Annotated in this window: 16 protein-coding genes and 1 riboswitch; of the genes, 12 read left to right on the forward strand and 4 right to left on the reverse strand. The window is 72.4% G+C overall.

The window, feature by feature from the left end:
• Positions 1 to 11: 11 nt before the first annotated feature.
• From ACQY0Z_RS18615 to ACQY0Z_RS18625, 3 genes are all read left to right on the forward strand, one after another.
• On the forward strand, positions 12 to 1,226 hold the full coding sequence (locus ACQY0Z_RS18615) for an MFS transporter (protein WP_439812553.1): 1,215 nt from the start codon (positions 12 to 14) through the stop codon (positions 1,224 to 1,226).
• Positions 1,227 to 1,844: 618 nt separating this feature from the next.
• Positions 1,845 to 2,633 carry a carbon-nitrogen hydrolase family protein gene (locus ACQY0Z_RS18620; protein ID WP_347225686.1) on the forward strand — a complete coding sequence of 263 codons (789 nt, stop codon included), beginning with the start codon at positions 1,845 to 1,847 and terminating at the stop codon, positions 2,631 to 2,633.
• A gap of 39 nt (positions 2,634 to 2,672) precedes the next feature.
• Positions 2,673 to 4,370, forward strand: a complete 1,698-nt coding sequence (locus tag ACQY0Z_RS18625) for a flavin monoamine oxidase family protein (RefSeq protein ID WP_189901243.1) — start codon at positions 2,673 to 2,675, stop codon at positions 4,368 to 4,370.
• Positions 4,371 to 4,372: 2 nt separating this feature from the next.
• Here ACQY0Z_RS18625 and ACQY0Z_RS18630 read toward each other — a convergent pair whose 3' ends face one another.
• Positions 4,373 to 5,059, reverse strand: coding sequence for a DUF5995 family protein (locus ACQY0Z_RS18630; RefSeq protein WP_189901241.1), 687 nt, complete (start codon positions 5,057 to 5,059; stop codon positions 4,373 to 4,375).
• Between the two features lie 174 nt (positions 5,060 to 5,233).
• Here ACQY0Z_RS18630 and ACQY0Z_RS18635 point away from each other — a divergent pair, with 174 nt between their 5' ends.
• A complete protein-coding gene (locus ACQY0Z_RS18635) occupies positions 5,234 to 6,337 on the forward strand; it encodes a glycoside hydrolase family 6 protein (protein ID WP_381728131.1) in 1,104 nt (367 codons plus the stop codon).
• Here the strand turns inward: ACQY0Z_RS18635 and ACQY0Z_RS18640 are convergent.
• Positions 6,319 to 7,722, reverse strand: coding sequence for a uracil-xanthine permease family protein (locus tag ACQY0Z_RS18640; RefSeq protein ID WP_254586279.1), 1,404 nt, complete (start codon positions 7,720 to 7,722; stop codon positions 6,319 to 6,321). The genes ACQY0Z_RS18635 and ACQY0Z_RS18640 overlap by 19 nt on opposite strands.
• Before the next feature lie 174 nt (positions 7,723 to 7,896).
• On the opposite strand from ACQY0Z_RS18640, the gene ACQY0Z_RS18645 reads away from it, so the two are divergent.
• Positions 7,897 to 8,358: an acyl-CoA thioesterase gene (locus ACQY0Z_RS18645; protein WP_381728129.1), complete on the forward strand. Its 462-nt coding sequence runs from the start codon at positions 7,897 to 7,899 to the stop codon at positions 8,356 to 8,358.
• Here the strand turns inward: ACQY0Z_RS18645 and ACQY0Z_RS18650 are convergent.
• On the reverse strand, positions 8,318 to 9,523 hold the full coding sequence (locus ACQY0Z_RS18650; RefSeq protein WP_189901233.1) for an MFS transporter: 1,206 nt from the start codon (positions 9,521 to 9,523) through the stop codon (positions 8,318 to 8,320). The genes ACQY0Z_RS18645 and ACQY0Z_RS18650 overlap by 41 nt on opposite strands.
• A 154-nt stretch (positions 9,524 to 9,677) precedes the next feature.
• Between ACQY0Z_RS18650 and ACQY0Z_RS18655 the strand changes: the two genes are divergently transcribed.
• Positions 9,678 to 10,865, forward strand: coding sequence for an ROK family transcriptional regulator (locus ACQY0Z_RS18655; protein ID WP_254586280.1), 1,188 nt, complete (start codon positions 9,678 to 9,680; stop codon positions 10,863 to 10,865).
• A gap of 589 nt (positions 10,866 to 11,454) precedes the next feature.
• On the opposite strand, the gene ACQY0Z_RS18660 is transcribed toward ACQY0Z_RS18655, so the two are convergent.
• Positions 11,455 to 12,213: an SDR family oxidoreductase gene (locus tag ACQY0Z_RS18660; protein WP_439812554.1), complete on the reverse strand. Its 759-nt coding sequence runs from the start codon at positions 12,211 to 12,213 to the stop codon at positions 11,455 to 11,457.
• Between the two features lie 413 nt (positions 12,214 to 12,626).
• Positions 12,627 to 12,757, forward strand: a riboswitch (FMN riboswitch).
• Between the two features lie 143 nt (positions 12,758 to 12,900).
• Here ACQY0Z_RS18660 and ACQY0Z_RS18665 point away from each other — a divergent pair.
• The 6 genes from ACQY0Z_RS18665 to hisG are packed head-to-tail and all read left to right on the forward strand — an operon-like array spanning position 12,901 to position 17,198.
• The gene (locus ACQY0Z_RS18665) at positions 12,901 to 13,515 is read left to right on the forward strand and encodes a riboflavin synthase (RefSeq protein ID WP_019523713.1); all 615 of its coding nucleotides are present in this window, start codon (positions 12,901 to 12,903) and stop codon (positions 13,513 to 13,515) included.
• Complete coding sequence (locus ACQY0Z_RS18670) at positions 13,512 to 14,153, forward strand: nicotinamide mononucleotide transporter family protein (protein WP_254586282.1); 642 nt, start codon at positions 13,512 to 13,514, stop codon at positions 14,151 to 14,153. Before ACQY0Z_RS18665 ends, ACQY0Z_RS18670 begins: the two co-directional genes overlap by 4 nt.
• The gene (locus ACQY0Z_RS18675; protein ID WP_254586283.1) at positions 14,150 to 15,490 is read left to right on the forward strand and encodes a bifunctional 3,4-dihydroxy-2-butanone-4-phosphate synthase/GTP cyclohydrolase II; all 1,341 of its coding nucleotides are present in this window, start codon (positions 14,150 to 14,152) and stop codon (positions 15,488 to 15,490) included. The genes ACQY0Z_RS18670 and ACQY0Z_RS18675 overlap by 4 nt, the downstream gene beginning before the upstream one ends.
• A gap of 20 nt (positions 15,491 to 15,510) precedes the next feature.
• Positions 15,511 to 15,996: a 6,7-dimethyl-8-ribityllumazine synthase gene (gene ribH / locus ACQY0Z_RS18680; RefSeq protein ID WP_189901224.1), complete on the forward strand. Its 486-nt coding sequence runs from the start codon at positions 15,511 to 15,513 to the stop codon at positions 15,994 to 15,996.
• A 34-nt stretch (positions 15,997 to 16,030) separates the two neighbouring features.
• Positions 16,031 to 16,303: a phosphoribosyl-ATP diphosphatase gene (locus ACQY0Z_RS18685; RefSeq protein WP_189901222.1), complete on the forward strand. Its 273-nt coding sequence runs from the start codon at positions 16,031 to 16,033 to the stop codon at positions 16,301 to 16,303.
• A 46-nt stretch (positions 16,304 to 16,349) separates the two neighbouring features.
• Positions 16,350 to 17,198, forward strand: a complete 849-nt coding sequence (hisG, locus tag ACQY0Z_RS18690; protein WP_019523709.1) for an ATP phosphoribosyltransferase — start codon at positions 16,350 to 16,352, stop codon at positions 17,196 to 17,198.
• The last annotated feature ends 2 nt before the right edge of the window (positions 17,199 to 17,200 follow it).

Raw genomic sequence — 17,200 nt, forward strand, 5'->3', positions numbered from 1 at the left:
GGGAAGGCCTCATGACTCTCACGCCCACGCGTGCCGTCGACGTGCGCGTGCGTCGGCTCACGACCACGCTGTACGGCTACTCGTTCCTCGAAGAATTCGTTCTGCTGTACCCGGTGTACGCGCTGCTCTTCAGCGACGCCGGGCTGTCCGTGTGGCAGATCTCGTCGTTGTTCGCCCTGTGGTCCGTCACCGCCGTGGTCCTTGAGGTGCCGTCGGGGGCGTGGGCCGACGCGGTGTCGCGTCGGCTGTTGCTCGTTCTTGGTCCGTTGCTGACGGGCGCCGGGTTCGCTGTGTGGGTGCTTGTGCCGTCGTACGGCGCCTTCGCGGTGGGGTTCGTGCTGTGGGGGATCGGCGGGGCGTTGTGCTCCGGAGCGCTGGAGGCTCTCGTCTACGACGAGCTGGAGCGGGGCGGGGCTGCGGACCGGTACGCGCGTGTGCTGGGGCGGGCGCGGGCGGCGGGGCTGGTCGCCGTGATGGCTGCGATGGGGGCGGCCGGGCCTGTGCTGGCGTGGGGCGGGCATGCGGCCGTGGGGGCGGCGAGTGTGCTGGTGTGCGTTTTGACCTCCGTCACGGCGCTGAGGTTTCCTGAGCATCGGGGCGCGGGCGAAGGTGCGGGGCGTCAGGGTTGGGGTGCCGTGCTGCGGGCCGGGGTGCGTGAGGCTCGGCGGGACCGGTCGGTGCGGGGTGCGGTGCTGCTGGTGCCGGTTGTCGCCGCGGTGTGGGGGGCGCTGGACGAGTACGCGCCGCTGCTGGTGCGGGAGGCGGGGGTCGGCGATGCGGCGGTGCCGGGGGTGCTGCTGGTGATCTGGGGCGGGGCCACGGCGGGGAGCCTGCTGGCGGGGGAGGGGGAGCGGTTCGGCACGGTCGGGCTGGCTGTGCTGCTGGGTGGGGGTGGGGTTGCTCTGGCGGTGGGGGCTGTTGTCGGGAGTGTGGCGGGGGTGGTGCTGCTGGTGGCGGTGGCGTTCGGTGCGTTCCAGGCGGCGACGGTGCTGGCGGAGGCGCGGCTGCAGCACCGGATCGAGTCGGCGGGGCGGGCGACCCTGACGTCGGTGGCGGGGCTGGGGACGGAGGTGGTGACGCTGACGGTGTTCGCGGGTTATGCGGTGGTCGCGTCGGGGCATGGGCACGGGGCCGCTTTCGCGGTGGCCTCGGTGCCGTATGTGGTGCTGGCGGCGGGGTTGGGGGTGGCTGAGGTTCGACGCAGGTTTGTGTCCGGTGGGGGCTGAGGTCTGACGCCTGCGGCGCATCGTCCTGTCCGGTGGGGGCGGGTGTAGCGCCTACGGGTGGTGGGTGGTGCGGGGCCGCGGTGGGGGTGGTCGTCCTCGGTCTGGCGCGAGAGTGCGTGTTTGTACGTGAAGGGCGCGGACGCGCCAGCCGCTGCGGGCGCCCACCCCCACCCCGTCCCCTCCCCGCCGCGGGCGGCTACATCGGCACCAGTGGCGGGCACCCGTCCCCCAATCCGCGGGCGGCTGCCGCGATCTGCGGGCATTCGTGCCTCCCCCAGTGCCTTAAGGGCCTGGGAGGTGCCCCCAGGGCGATGGGGGTACCTCCCGCTCGAGCGAAGCCGAGAGTGGGGGCGGGTGGGCGCGGCGGTGCCCTGTTGGCGCCAGGTGCGCCAACACCCTCCGGCCCGCACCAGCGCCGGTGCCTGTTCCCCCGTGTGCGGCGGCACCCCGTCATAGCCAGATGCGCAAGGGCCTCCACGCAACAAATCGCCGAAAACCGCGTCCGAGACGCAACAACCACCGCCCCGGTGCGCAACAGCTTCTCCTTGTCCCGTACAGGTACCCGCCCGTACCTTCAAGGTTGACCCCGACCCCCCGCCTCCCCGGTGAGGATCACCCATGCGCACCGCCCTGCTCCAAAGCTCCGGCCACCCCGGTCACGTCGTCCGGAACCTCAAGGTTCTCGACGACGCGGCCGCACGCGCGGCCGCGGCAGGCGCGGATCTGCTGGTGACCTCCGAGCTCTTCCTCACCGGCTACGCCATCGGCGACGACCTCGGCCGTCTCGCCGAGGCGGAGGACGGCGACTCCGCGGACGCGGTCGCCGAGATCGCGGACCGGCACGGGCTCGCCGTCGCCTACGGTTACCCCGAGCGCACCGGCGACGCGGTGTACAACTCCGTCCAGCTCGTCGGCCCCAGCGGGGCTCGTCTCGCGAACTACCGCAAGACGCATCTGTACGGCTGCTTCGAGCGCGACCACTTCACCCCGGGTGACAACACGGTCGTGCAGGCCGAGCTCAACGGCCTCACCGTCGGGCTGATGATCTGCTACGACGTGGAGTTCCCGGAGAACGTCCGCGCCCACGCCCTCGCCGGCACCGATCTGCTGCTCGTGCCCACGGCCCAGCTGCACCCGTACCAGTTCGTCGCCGAGTCCGTCGTGCCCGTGCGCGCCTTCGAGAGCCAGATGTACATCGCGTACGTCAACCGGGTGGGCCCGGAGGGCGAGTTCGAGTTCGTGGGCCTGTCCACGCTGGCCGGGCCCGACGGGACCGCCCGCGTTCGGGGTGGACGTACTGAGGAACTGCTCCTCGCCGACGTCGACCCCGTGCTTCTCGCCGCGTCCCGCGAGGCCAACCCGTATCTGCGGGACCGCCGGACGCCCCTTTACGGGTCCCTCGTCTGATCTTCCCCTCGTACCACCACTGCAAGGAGTCCCCGCCCCATGACGTCCACGGTGCCCAACGCCGTCGAGCACGCCGACGAGCAGCAGCCGCCGATCACCATGTTCGGCCCTGACTTCCCGTACGCGTACGACGACTTCCTGGCCCACCCCGCCGGGATCGGGCAGGTGCCGGCCACCGAGCACGGCACCGAGGTCGCCGTCATCGGCGGTGGGCTGTCCGGGATCGTCGCCGCGTACGAGCTGATGAAGATGGGGCTCAAGCCCGTCGTGTACGAGGCCGACCGGATCGGCGGGCGGCTGCGGACCGTCGGGTTCGAGGGGTGCGACCCGTCGCTGACGGCGGAGATGGGCGCCATGCGGTTCCCGCCGTCGTCCACGGCCCTGCAGCACTACATCGACCTCGTGGGGCTGGAGACCCGGCCCTTCCCGAACCCGCTGGCCGAGGCGACCCCGTCGACCGTCGTCGACCTCAAGGGCGAGTCGCACTACGCCGAGACCATGGACGATCTGCCGCAGGTCTACCGTGACGTGGCTGCTGCGTGGAACCGGTGCCTGGAGGAGGGCGCCGACTTCTCCGACATGAACCGCGCCCTGCGCGAGCGGGACGTGCCGCGGATCCGGGAGATCTGGTCGCGGCTCGTCGAGAAGCTCGACAACCAGACGTTCTACGGGTTCCTGTGCGAGTCCGAGGCCTTCAAGTCCTTCCGGTACCGGGAGATCTTCGGGCAGGTCGGGTTCGGGACCGGGGGATGGGACACCGATTTCCCCAATTCGATTCTCGAGATTCTGCGGGTCGTCTACACCGAGGCCGATGACCATCATCGGGGGATCGTTGGTGGCTCGCAGCAGTTGCCGTTGAGGATGTGGGAGAGGGAGCCCGAGAAGATCGTCCACTGGCCTTACGGGACCTCGCTGAAGTCCCTGCATGCCGATGGTGAGCCGCGGCCCGCCGTGACGCGGCTGGGGCGGACCGCCGGGAACCGCATCACCGTGACGGATGCGAACGGTGACATCCGGACCTACAAGGCGGCCGTCTTCACCGCCCAGTCCTGGATGCTGCTGTCGAAGATCGACTGCGACGACTCGCTCTTCCCGATCGACCACTGGACCGCCATCGAGCGCACCCACTACATGGAGTCCTCGAAGCTCTTCGTGCCCGTGGACCGGCCGTTCTGGCTGGACAAGGACGAGGAGACCGGGCGGGACGTCATGTCGATGACGCTCACCGACCGCATGACCCGCGGTACGTATCTGCTGGACGACGGGCCCGACAAGCCGGCCGTCATCTGTCTGTCGTACACCTGGTGCGACGACAGTCTGAAGTGGCTTCCGCTGTCCGCCAACGAGCGGATGGAGGTCATGCTGAAGTCGCTCGGCGAGATCTACCCGAAGGTCGACATCAGGAAGCACATCATCGGCAACCCGGTGACCGTCTCCTGGGAGAACGAGCCGTACTTCATGGGCGCGTTCAAGGCCAACCTGCCGGGCCACTACCGTTACCAGCGGCGGCTGTTCACCCACTTCATGCAGGACCGGCTGCCCGAGGACAAGCGGGGCATCTTCCTCGCCGGTGACGACATCTCGTGGACGGCCGGCTGGGCCGAGGGCGCCGTGCAGACCGCGCTCAACGCGGTGTGGGGCGTGATGCACCAGTTCGGCGGCGCCACCGACCCGACCAACCCGGGTCCCGGCGACCTGTACGACGAGATCGCGCCCGTCGAACTCCCGGAGGACTGACGTCAGTCGGGCAGCGGAGTCAGCAGCATGCGGCCCGCGAACCCCACCGCGGTGTCCAGCCGTTCGGTGAACTCCGCCGCCACGTCGGGCAGTCGGCGCAGCGCCCACAGGGCGCGCGCCGCCGTCCACGCCGCGTCCCGGGCGCGGTCCAGGCTCCACGCGCCGAGCAGATGGGTCAGCGGATCGGCGATGCGCAGGGACTCGGGGCCGGGCACCAGCTCGTCGCGGATGCGCTCCTCCAGCGTAAGCAGGAGTTCGCCCACCGCCTCGAACTCGTCCTCCAGGTCGGCGGGTTCGCAGCCGAGCGTACGGCAGGTGTCCACGACGGCCAGCGCGAGGTCGTGCCCGATGTGCGCGTTGATGCCCGCCAGCGCGAACTGCACCGGACGCACGCCGGGATGGCGCCGGAGCTGGAACAGCGGACGCCAGCAGGCCGGGGGACGCCGGCCGTCCGCCGCCGCGTCGACGGCCGCGAGGTAGTACTCCGCGAAGCGGACGTCCAGGGTGATCACCGCACGGGCGTCGGGGAACAGACCGGCGTCGACGCTCCGGTCCACCGCCTGTGTCACGGCGAGGTAGACACGGTTGAAGACCGCGACCCCGTCCCGCGCGGGCAGGGCCGCGTCGAGGGCGCGCAGACGGGCGACGACCCCGTCGACCGGGGTGAGGACTTGTTCGCATTGCGCCATGAGCGCAGGGTGACACCTTTAGTCTGACTCCAGTGACGGCGGGCCCGGCGCTTCCCCGGAACGGGGGAACGCGCCCGCCGTGGGGGAGGGGGGAAGCACAAGGTGGCAGGCTCGCGTGCCCGGAAACTGTCGGCGCGCCGCGCGGAACGCCGGCGTGCCGCACGGAGGGCCACGATGGTCGCGGCGGCCTCGGTCGTGGTCGCGGCCGGCACCGTGTCCGGGGTGATCTCGGCGACGGGGGAGGGGCCGGACGTGCCCGAGGCGCGGCCCGTGCCGTCCGCGTCACCCAGTGTCGTTCCGCTGCCTGTTGTGCCTTCGGCTTCCCCATCGGTCAGCGTGTCCGCGTCGCCGACCGTCAGCCCGAAGCGGACGAGCGCGCCGGCTTCCGCGTCGCCGCGGGTGAAGAGGACCGCGGCCTCGTCACGGCTCTACCGCCACCCCGCCTCCCGCGTGCTCGACTGGGTGCGGGCGCATCCCGACGACCCGCGCCGGCCCGTCATCGAGGCGCGGATCGCCGATCAGCCGGCGGCCGTGTGGTTCGCGGACTGGTCGCCCGACACCGTGACCGCGCGGGTGAGGGCGGTGACGTCCGGCGGGGCCGCGCAGGGGCGGGTGCCCGTCGTCGTGCCGTACGCGATTCCCGGGCGGGACTGCGGAGGCTACTCCGAGGGCGGCGCCCCGGATCTCGACGCCTACGACGACTGGATCGACCGGTTCGCCGCCGGGCTCGGCAACGGGGAGGCCGTGGTGATCCTGGAGCCCGACTCGGTCGCGCAGGCCGACTGTCTGTCCGCCGGGCAGCGTGCCGAGCGGTTCGCCTCGCTGGCCCGCGCCGGGCGCGTGTTCAAGCAGGCCAACCCCCGCGCCCGCGTCTACTACGACGCCGGGCACTCCGGCTGGCGCACGCCCGCCGAACAGGCGGACCTGCTGCGTCAGGCCGGGGCCGCCTCGCCCGCGTCGTCGGACGGCGTCTTCAGCAACGTGTCCAACTTCCACGCCACCGCCGACGAGATCGCCTACGACCGCGCCGTGCTCGACGCCCTCGGCGGCTCGGGTCTCGGCGCGGTGATCGACACCAGCCGCAACGGCAACGGCGCCCCCGCCGACGGCGAATGGTGCGACCCCGCCGGCCGCACCCTGGGCCGGGCCCCCACGCTCAGCACCGGCGAGGCCCGGATCGACGCCTACCTGTGGGTGAAGCTCCCCGGCGAGTCCGACGGCTGCAAGGGCGCGCCGGGGACCTTCAGCCCGTCGTACGCCTACGACTTGGCGCGCTGATCCTCGTCGGAGCCGCCCGTGTCGTAGGAGGACGTGCCCTCGTCGAGCAGCGGCTTCTGCGTCTTCAGGTGGGCGGGCGCGAAGGCGCGCAGCGCGTGGTAGCCGGTGATGACGACGACCGTGCCGAGGGCGATGCCGCTGAGCGAGAAGGTGTCGGTGAACTCCATCGAGACGTTGCCGACACCGATGATGATGCCCGCCGCGGCCGGCACCAGGTTCAGCGGATTGCGCAGGTCCACCTTGGCGTTGAGCCAGATCTGCGCGCCCAGCAGGCCGATCATGCCGTACAGGATGACGGTGATGCCGCCCAGCACCCCGCCGGGGACGGCCGCCACGACCGCGCCGAACTTGGGGCACAGGCCGAACAGCAGGGCGAAGCCGGCGGCGGCCCAGTAGGCGGCCGTGGAGTAGACGCGGGTCGCGGCCATCACGCCGATGTTCTCGGAGTAGGTGGTGTTGGGCGGGCCGCCGACCGCGGTGGACAGCATGGAGCCGACGCCGTCGGCGGAGATGGCCGTGCCGAGCTTGTCGTCCAGGTTGTCGCCGGTCATCTCGCCGACCGCCTTCACATGGCCCGCGTTCTCGGCGATCAGGGCGATGACCACCGGCAGGGCGACCAGGATCGCCGACCACTCGAACGACGGCCCGTGGAAGTCCGGCAGGCCGATCCAGTCCGCCCGGCCCACGCCGGACAGGTCCAGACGCCAGTGGTCGGTGACCTTGCCGCTCGCGTCGGCCGAGTGGATCTGCCCGAAGACCCGGTCCTGCGCCCAGGACAGCACGTACCCGAAGATCAGGCCGAGGAAGATCGCGATGCGGGACCAGAAGCCGCGCAGGCAGACCACGGCCAGTCCGGTGAACAGCATCACGAACAGCGCGGTCCACTGGTCCTGCGGCCAGTACGTCGAGGCGGTCACCGGCGCCAGGTTGAAGCCGATCAGCATGACCACCGCGCCGGTCACCACGGGCGGCATCGCCGCGTGGATGATCCGCGCGCCGAACTTCCGCACCGCGAGGCCCACCAGGAACAGCGCGCCGCCCACCACGAACACCGCGCCCGTCACCGTGGCGCTGGAGCCGCCGTCCGCCCGGATCACCGCGGCGACGCCGACGAAGGAGAGCGAACAGCCCAGGTAGCTGGGCACCCGGCCGCGGGTGGCCAGCAGGAAGACCATGGTGGCGACGCCCGACATCATGATCGCGAGGTTGGGGTCCAGGCCCATGAGGACGGGCGCCACGAAGGACGCGCCGAACATGGCGACCACGTGCTGGGCGCCCAGGCCCGCCGTGCGCGGCCAGGAGAGGCGCTCGTCGGGACGGACCACCGCCCCGGGTGCCGGAGTGCGTCCGTCTCCGTGCAGTTTCCAGCGGACGCCGAGATCCATGGGTTGTCGCTTTCGTCGTGCGGCCAGCGTGTCCGCACCATTGTGCGGCCCGCAGAGGAGTGGTTCGCACAGGTGGGCGGGCACCCGGGCGCTGCTGAGCGTCCGCTTAGGATGAGGGCACGCCGTCGATCGATGCACATGGCACCGATCCCGTACGTCCCAGGAGCACCGCCCGTGACCGCCGAAGCCCCGCCCGCGACGCCCGCCCTCTCCTACGGCCGGCTGATCCCCGTGACCGTCCACTTCGACGACCTCGACGCGCTGGGGCTGCTGCACAACGCCCGCTACCCGCTGCTCGTCGAGCGCGCCTGGGCCGAGCTGTGGCAGGCCCACGGCGTCACCTTCGACGGCGACTGGGTGGCCGCGGGCGACGCCTGCAACGCGGTCAAGGAACTGCGCCTCACCTACGAGACCCCGGTCACCCGGCCCGGTCCCTACGCCGTCCACCTCTGGCTGGACCGGCTCGGCACGACCGGGCTCACCTACGGCTTCCGGTTCTGCTCGCCGGACGGCGCCGTGACCTACGCCCGGGGCAGCCGGGTGCTGGTGCGGCTGGACGCCACGACCCTGCGCCCGGCGCCCTGGAGCGAGGCGTTCAGGGGCGCGGCTCGGGAACTGCTGCGTCCGGACGCGTGACCTTCACCCGGTCGCCCGCGCGCAGCACCCCGGCGAAGCCCGCGATGCCGCACGTCAGCAGCGTCACCAGTACGAACGACACCATCAGGCTGGTCGCCTGGGCCAGCATCCCGATCGCGCTCGGGGCGATCAGTCCCGAGGTGTAGGTGATGGTCGCCACGCCCGCGATGGCCAGGCTCGGGTTGGAGCCGCTGCGGCCCGCGGCGGCGAAGCAGAGAGGGACGACCACCGCGATACCCAGGCCCATCAGCGCGAAGCCGGTCATCGCCACGGCCGGATGGCCGGCGAACACGATCAGCAGGCCTCCGAGGAGGGCGACCACACCGCTCGCGCGGACCGTGCGCACCGCCCCGTAGCGGTCCACCACCCGGTCGCCCGCGATCCGGGCGACCGCCATGGTGAGCGTGAAACCGGTGGTGCAGGCCGCCGCGAGGCCCGCCGACGTCTCCAGCTGGTCGCGCAGATAGACCGCCGACCAGTCCAGGCTCGCCCCCTCTGCGAACACCGCGCAGAAGCCGATCGCGCCGATCAGCAGCGCCGAGCGGGGCGGGAGCGCGAAGCGCGGCGGCGGCTCCTCGTCCTCGGCCGGCTGGAGGTCGAGCACCCAGGCGCAGGCCGCGAAGCCCACGACCGTCAGCACGGCGGCCGCCAGCGCGTGGTGCAGCCGGGCGTCCGAGCCGAGGTGCGCGGCCAGCGTGCCGGCCGCCGAGCCGACGACCGCGCCGACGCTCCACATGCCGTGCAGGCCCGACATGATCGACCGGTCGAGCCGGTTCTCCACCTCGACGCCCAGGGCGTTCATCGCCACGTCCGACATGCCCGCCGAGGCGCCGTAGACGAACAGCGCCAGACAGAGGGTCAGCAGGTTCGGGGCGAGGGACGGCAGGATCAGCGCGAGCGTCCACAGGGCGAGCAGTCCGCGCAGCGCGTTGCGGGCGCCGAAGCGGTGCGAGATGCCGCCCGCGAGCGGCATCGCCAGGGACGCGCCCAGCGCGGGGAAGGCCAGCGCCAGGCCCAGCTGGCCCGCGCTGACCCCCGCGTGGTCCTGGATCCAGGGGACCCGGGTCGCGAACGAACCGGTGACCGCGCCGTGCACGGCGAACACCGCGGCCACCGCGTACCGCGCCCGCTTCACCTCGCGTGGCGTGTGAACCACTGCACTCATCGACCCGCCCCTCCCTGATCCACCGCTGTCGTGTGCGCGTTCCCCCCTGCTGTGCGCGCCGCCGTAAACTATCAGGAACCCTGCCTGAAAGAAACGGGGTATCCCGGGAGACGGCCCCCGCCGGCCGGGCCCGCTGATCTGGAAGGATCCCGGCATGGCCGCATCCCCGAGCACCGCCCGAGCCATCAACGACCGGCTCGCCCTGCGCCTGCTCCAGCAGGAGGGCCCGCTCACCGCCGGGCAGTTGAAGGAGCTCACCGGACTGTCCCGGCCCACCGTCGCCGACCTGGTCGAACGCCTCACCGCCGCAGGCCTGATCGAGGTCGCCGGCGAGGCCCGCGCCCCCCGGAGGGGCCCCAACGCCAAGCTCTACGGCATCGTCGCGGGCCGCGCGCACCTCGCCGCCCTGGACGTGCGCACCGAGGGCGTCGCCCTGGCCGTGTCCGACCTCGTCGGCCGGGTGCTGGCCGAGGCGTCCCTGACCGTCGCCGACGACACGGGCACCGGTCCCGCCGTCGAGCAGGCCGTCGCCCTGGTCGAGCGGACGGCCAAGGAGGCCGGCGCCGACCGGCTGCACACGGTGGGCATCGGCGCGCCCGGCCTGATCGACCCCGCGACCGGCGAACTCCGCGACTCCACCGGCCTGCCCGAATGGCACCGGCGCCTGGTCGCCGCCCTCCAGGAACGGCTGCCCGAGGCCCGGGTCAGCGTGGAGAACGAGACCAACCTCGCCGCCCTCGCCGAGCAGCGCGACGGGGCCGCCCATGACCGGGACACCTTCGTCCTGCTGTGGCTGGGCCACGGCACGGGCGCCGCCGTGATCCTCGACGGCACGCTGCGCCGGGGCGCCTCCGGCGGCACCGGCGAGATCGGCTTCCTCCCCGTCCCGGGCACCCGGGGCCTGCCCTCGGCCACCGACTGCGCGGGCGGCTTCCACTCCCTGGCGGGCGCGGCGGCGGTCGCGCAGCTCGCGACGGAATGCGGGGTCGTACCCGAGCCCGGGTCCGACCCGGAGGCGGCGGGCGCGGTTCTCGCCGCCGTGTCGTCACCGGAGACCGCGGCGCACACGCGCTTCCTCGACACCCTGGCCGACCGGGTCGCGGTGGGCGTCGCCTCCGTGGTCGCGCTGCTGGACCCCGGGTGCGTGGTCCTGGGCGGCGAGATCGGCCGGGCGGGCGGCGAGACACTGGCGTCCCGCGTCCATGCCCGCCTGACGGCGATGTCCCCACTCCCGGTCGAGGTACGCCCCAGCACCCTGGGCGGAGGGGCGGTCCTGCGGGGGGCACTGCTCACGGCCCGCGACCACGCCCAGGACGAATTGTTCGGGGTGCCGGAGCACTGACGGGGGTCCCGGCGGGCCGGGCTGCTCTGCCCGGGGTCTGCTGGTGGCCGCCGGGCGGCGGGCGGGGCCGCCTTGCCTGGTGTCTGCGGGTGGTCGCCTGGCGGCGAGTAGGGGTTTCCGGCGGGTCGGGTCGCCGTGGGTGGTCCCTGGTGGCAGACAGTGGTTCCGGCGGGGTGGGCTGTTGCCCCGTGCTTCGGGTGGCCGACTGGTGGCGTGCGGGGCCCGGCTGGCTGCCCCGCCTTGCGCCGCGTCTCCCGCCTGGCGGTGAGTAGGGGTTTCCGGCGGGCAGGGTCGCTGCGGGTGGTCGCCCGGCGGCGGGCAGGGGTTTCCGGCGGGGTGGGCTGCTGTCCCGTGCTTCGGGTGGCCGCCCGGTGGCGTGCGGGGCCCGGCTGGCCGCCCCGCCTTGCGCCGCGTCTCCCGCCTGGCGGCGGGCAGTGGTTCCGGCGGGTCGGGCTGCTGCCCCGCGCTCCGGGTGGCCGCCCGGCGGCGAGCAGGGGTTTCCCGGCGGGCCAGGCCGCCCTGAACCCGGTGTTGCCAGCTGGCGTCCAGCGGCGAGCAGGGCCGGGCCTCGCCCGGCGCCCTTGGGCGCCTATCGCGGACCCCCCGTCACCGCGAACCGTTCCGCCAGGTACTCCTCGAACGTCCGCTTCCCGACCGCCCGTTCCGGGGCCAGGTGGCCCCCCGCGCGGAACGCCTCGTACGCCGAGCCGCGGAGCGGGATCTTCACCACGGCGCGCCGGCGGCCCGACGCGTCCAGGTAGCCGCGCGCCAGGGAGTGGAGCGTGCGGATCTCGGGACCGCCCATGTCTTCCGCGCGGCCGGCGGGGGCGCCCTGGGCGAGTTCGGCCAGGCGGTGCGCGACCTCCCTGACGTCCACCGGCTGGTCCTTCACCCGGGCGGGCAGCGGCATCACCGGTGACTTCGACAGGCCCTGGAACAGCCGGAACAGCAGGTCGTGGAACTGGGTGGCGCGCAGCACCGTCCAGCCGGTCCCGGAGTCCTCGAACTGCCGCTCCACCGCCAGCTTGGTGCGGTAGTAGGGGTACGGCACCCGGTCCACGCCGACGATCGAGATGTAGACCAGATGCTCCACTCCGGCCCGCCGCGCCGCCGCGATCAGGTTCCGCGCGGCCTGCTCGTCGCCGCCGCGCGCCGAGGTGGCGCAGTGCACGACGGTGCCCGTGCCGTCCAGGGCGCGGTCCAGCCCGTCGTCGCCCTCGCGCAGGTCGACGTCGTAGGGCGGGGTGTGACGGGTGAGCACCCGCACGTCGTGGCCGCCCGCCCGCAGCCGCGTGACGACATGCCGGCCGAGGGTTCCGGTACCGCCGGTCACCAGAATCGTGGTCATGCTGCTCAAGTCCCTCCGGACACGGGCGCCCTGGGGTGTCGTACGCGTGGCGCCGTACGGGGTCCAGCTTCGCCGGGGCGGGCGCCGGGCGCATCCGCGCGCGTGGTGGGACCCGGCGGCGGGCAAGGGCCGTCGTCACCGCCGCCGGGCCGGTCGGAGGAGGAGCGCGGCGGATTCTGGTCCGGCCGGCGCTCCGCGGAGGTGGCTCGGACCCTAAGAGGACTAGACCACCCGGGTCAATGGGTATGGACCACTCGCCGGAGGCGGGAGGGGGCGCCAACGGGGCGCATACCCGGGGCAGTTGTGCATCGTGCGACCCTCGGTTGCCTCCACGTCGCCCGCTGTGACTCACTCCACACACCTCACCCGCGTGGCCGAGTCGGGGCCGTGGCAGACTGGGGCTGTACCAGTAGCAGCGCACTCCGGGGTCGGTGAAAGTCCGAACCGGCGGTTACAGTCCGCGACCCGGTCGCTTCCAGCGGCCGGTTGACCAGGTGAAATTCCTGGACCGACGGTTAAAGTCCGGATGGGAGGCAGTGCGCGGCGGGCGGGCATCCATGCGCGCCGCCGTACCGGTTCGCCCTCAGGGCGAGCCCTGTCCGGCGTCGCCCCTGGTGTCCTCGCTCGTGATCTGTCGTCATCGACAGCCCCGGAGTCCGTGCCCGAAGAGGCAGGAGGACCCGGGAAGTGTTCACCGGAATCGTCGAAGAGCTGGGCGAGGTCACCGCCGTCGAGACCCTCGACGACGCCTGTCGCTTCCGCCTGCGCGGCCCCGTGGTCACCCAGGGCGCGAAACACGGCGACTCCATCGCCGTCAACGGCGTGTGCCTCACCGTCGTCGACCACGAGGGCGACGAATTCACCGCCGACGTCATGGCGGAGACCCTCAAGCGCTCCAGCCTCGGCGCCCTCGCCGTCGGCTCCCGCGTCAACCTCGAGCGGCCCACCGCCGTGGGCGACCGCCTCGGCGGCCACATCGTGCAGGGCCACGTCGACGGCACCGGCGAGATCCTCGACCGCACCCCCTCCGAGCACTGGGAGATCGTCACGATCTCCCTCCCGGCGGACCTCAGCCGCTACGTCGTGGAGAAGGGCTCCATCACCGTCGACGGCATCAGCCTCACCGTCGTCGACGCCGGACGCGACCACTTCACCGTCAGCCTCATCCCCACCACCCTCGCCCTGACCACCCTCGGCATCAAGAAGCCCGGCGACCCGGTCAACCTCGAGGTGGACGTCATCGCCAAGTACGTCGAGCGCATGCTCGGCGACCGCGTCGCGGGCGAGGGGGCCACCCGGTGAACTGGCTCAACTCCGAGGCCTTCACCCTCTTCGGCCAGCACATCAAGTGGGCCGACATGATCGGCAACGTGGTCGGTCTCATCGGCCTCGCCCTCGGCTGGCGCCGCTCCCTGTGGACCTGGCCCGCCCAGTTCGTCTCCGGCCTCATCCTGTTCACGGCCTTCGCCACCGCCCACCTCTCCGGCAGCGCCGGCAAGCAGGTCGTCGTCATGCTCGTCGCCGTCTGGGGCTTCCTCCAGTGGAACCGCGGCCGGCAGCGGGCGCAGGACGGCTCCGTCGCCGTACGGTTCGCCACCTGGCGCGAGCGGGGCGTGCTGCTCGCCGGGGCCGCCCTCGGCACCCTCGCCGTCGGAGGCCTCTTCACCGCCTACCCGTCCCTGTCCTGGGACCCCTGGCCGGACGCCTACATCTTCGTCGGCACCATCGTCGCGATGTACGCCCAGGCCCGCGGGATGGTCGAGTTCTGGTTCGCCTGGCTGCTCGTCGACCTCGTCGGCGTCCCGCTGAACTTCGCCAACGGCTTCGCCTTCTCCGGCTTCGTCTACGTCATCTACGGCGCACTCGTCCTGTGGGGCATGCGCGACTGGTGGCTGCGCTCCCGCGACGCGCGGCCCGCACTGGAAGGAGCGCCCGCATGACCGCCCGCCCGTCACCCGCCACCACCCCGAACGAGGCGCTGCGCGCCACCCCTTCGATCCCGCCGATCCTCTATGACACAGAGGATCTCGACCTCCGGCTCGACCCCGTCGAGCAGGCGATCGCCGACATCGCCGCCGGCCGCCCCGTGGTGGTCGTCGACGACGAGAACCGGGAGAACGAGGGCGACCTGATCGTCGCCGCCGAGAAGGTGACCGAGGAGATCGTCGCCTTCATGATGACCGAGTGCCGCGGCATGATCTGCGCGCCCATGACGGGCGAGGAGCTCGAGCGGCTGCGCATCCCGCAGATGGTGGAGCAGAACACCGAGTCCATGCGGACCGCGTTCACCGTCACCGTCGACGGCTCCGCCGCGCACGGCGTCACCACCGGCATCTCCGCCTCCGACCGGGCCACCACCCTCCAGCTGCTGGCCTCCGGCACGGCCACGCCGGACGACCTCGTCCGTCCCGGCCACATCTTCCCGCTCCGCGCCCGCCCCGGCGGCGTGCTCGAACGCGACGGCCACACCGAGGCCGCCGTCGACCTGGCCCGCCTCGCGGGACTGCGCCCGGCCGGCGCCATCGTGGAGATCGCCGGCGAGGACGGCCGCATGCTCCGGCTGCCCGAACTGGTCCCGTTCGCCCGCAAGCACGGCTTGTCGATCATCTCCATCGAGGACCTGATCGCCTACCGGCGGAGCAGCGAGCCCACCGTCCGCCGCGAGGCCGAGGTCCGGCTGCCCACCGCCCACGGCACCTTCACCGCGTACGGCTTCCGCTCCACCGTCGACGGCGTCGAGCACGTCGCCCTGGTCCACGGCGAGATCGGCGACGGCGCGGACGTCCTCGTCCGGATGCACTCCGAGTGCCTCACCGGCGACGTCTTCGGCTCCCAGCGCTGCGACTGCGGCCCCCAGCTCGACGCCTCCCTGGACCGCATCCAGGCCGAGGGCCGGGGCGTCGTCGTCTACCTGCGCGGCCACGAGGGGCGCGGCATCGGCCTGATGTCCAAGCTGCGCGCCTACGAACTGCAGGAGCGCGGCCGTGACACCCTCGACGCCAACCTGGAACTCGGCCTGCCCGCCGACGCCCGGGACTACGCGGCCGGCGCGCAGATCCTCGCCGACCTCGGCGTCCGCAGCGTCCGCCTGCTGACCAACAACCCCGACAAGTCCGACGCGCTCGCCCGCCACGGCATCGACGTCGTCCGGCGCGAGCCGATGCCCGTCACCGCGAGCGAGCACAACCTCCGCTACCTGCGCACCAAGCGGGACCGGATGGGCCACGACCTGCCCTGGCTGGACACGCCGACCGTGCCCGCCTGCGGCAACCAGTAACAAGAACCACGAGGAGAGACGTGAGCGGCAAGGGTGCACCGGAGCTGACGGTACGCAATGTGGGTGATCTGCGGGTCGCCGTCGTCGCGGCACAGTGGCACGAGAAGGTGATGGACGGACTGGTGGACGGCGCCCTGCGCGCCCTGCACGACCTCGGCATCGACGAGCCGACCCTGCTGAGGGTCCCCGGCAGCTGGGAACTGCCCGTCGTCGCCAAGGTCCTGGCCGGCCGGGGCTACGACGCGATCGTCGCCCTCGGCGTCGTCATCCGCGGCGGCACGCCCCACTTCGACTACGTGTGCCAGGGCGTCACCCAGGGGCTCACCCAGGTGTCCGTCGACACCGGTGTCCCCGTCGGCTTCGGCCTCCTCACGTGCGACGACGAACAGCAGGCCCTCGACCGCGCCGGACTGCCCGGCTCCCGCGAGGACAAGGGGCACGAGGCGGTCACCGCGGCCGTCGCCACCGCCGCCTGCCTGCGCTCGGTGTCCGAACCCTGGCGGTGAGCAGTCCCCGTCACCGCGTAGGGTAAGGACCACCATGTCCAAGAAGACGTTCGAGGAGCTCTTCACCGAGCTCCAGCACAAGGCCGCCCACGGGGACCCCGCCACCTCCCGCACCGCCGAGCTGGTGGACCAGGGCGTCCATGCCATCGGCAAGAAGGTCGTCGAAGAGGCCGCCGAGGTCTGGATGGCCGCCGAGTACGAGGGCAAGGAGGCGGCCGCCGAGGAGATCTCGCAGCTGCTGTACCACGTCCAGGTGATGATGGTCGCCCGCGGCATCTCCCTCGACGACGTCTACGCCCACCTGTAAGCCACCACCGCACCGCACCACCCTCCACGCAAAGGAAGCCGACCTCATGCTGCGCATCGCCGTCCCCAACAAGGGTTCCCTGTCAGGACCTGCGGCGGAGATGCTGCATGAGGCCGGCTACCAGCAGCGCAGGGAGTCCAAGGAGCTGCGGATCGTCGACCCGGTCAACGAGGTCGAGTTCTTCTACCTCCGCCCCCGCGACATCGCGATCTACGTCGCCTCCGGGCAGCTCGACATCGGCATCACCGGCCGTGACCTGCTGATCGACTCCGGCGCCCAGGCCGAGGAGATCCTGCCGCTCGGCTTCGCCCGCTCCACCTTCCGGTACGCGGCCAAGCCCGGCACGATCACCGGCCCCGCCGACCTCACCGGCAAGACCGTCGCCACCTCCTACGAGGGCATCGTCGCCGCGCACCTCGCGGAGCACGGCATCGACGCCTCCGTCGTCCACCTCGACGGCGCGGTCGAGACCGCCATCCAGCTCGGCGTCGCCCAGGTCATCGCGGACGTCGTCGAGACCGGCACCTCCCTGCGCAACGCGGGCCTCGAGGTCGTCGGCGAGCCGATCATGCAGTCCGAGGCCGTCGTCATCCGCCGTACCGGCACCGACGGCGAGGACCCCAAGGTGCAGCAGTTCCTGCGCCGCCTCCAGGGCGTCCTCGTCGCCCGCACCTACGTGATGATGGACTACGACTGCCGGGTCGAGCAGCTGGAGAAGGCCGTCGCGCTGACCCCCGGCCTCGAGTCCCCGACCGTCTCCCCGCTGCACAACGAGGGCTGGGTCGCCGTCCGCGCGATGGTCCCCTCCAAGGAGGCGCAGCGCATCATGGACGACCTCTACGACATCGGGGCCCGCGCCATCCTCACCACGGCGATCCACGCCTGCCGTCTCTGACG

This window comes from Streptomyces sp. P9-2, assembly GCF_051903975.1.
Lineage (GTDB): Bacteria > Actinomycetota > Actinomycetes > Streptomycetales > Streptomycetaceae > Streptomyces > Streptomyces cellulosae.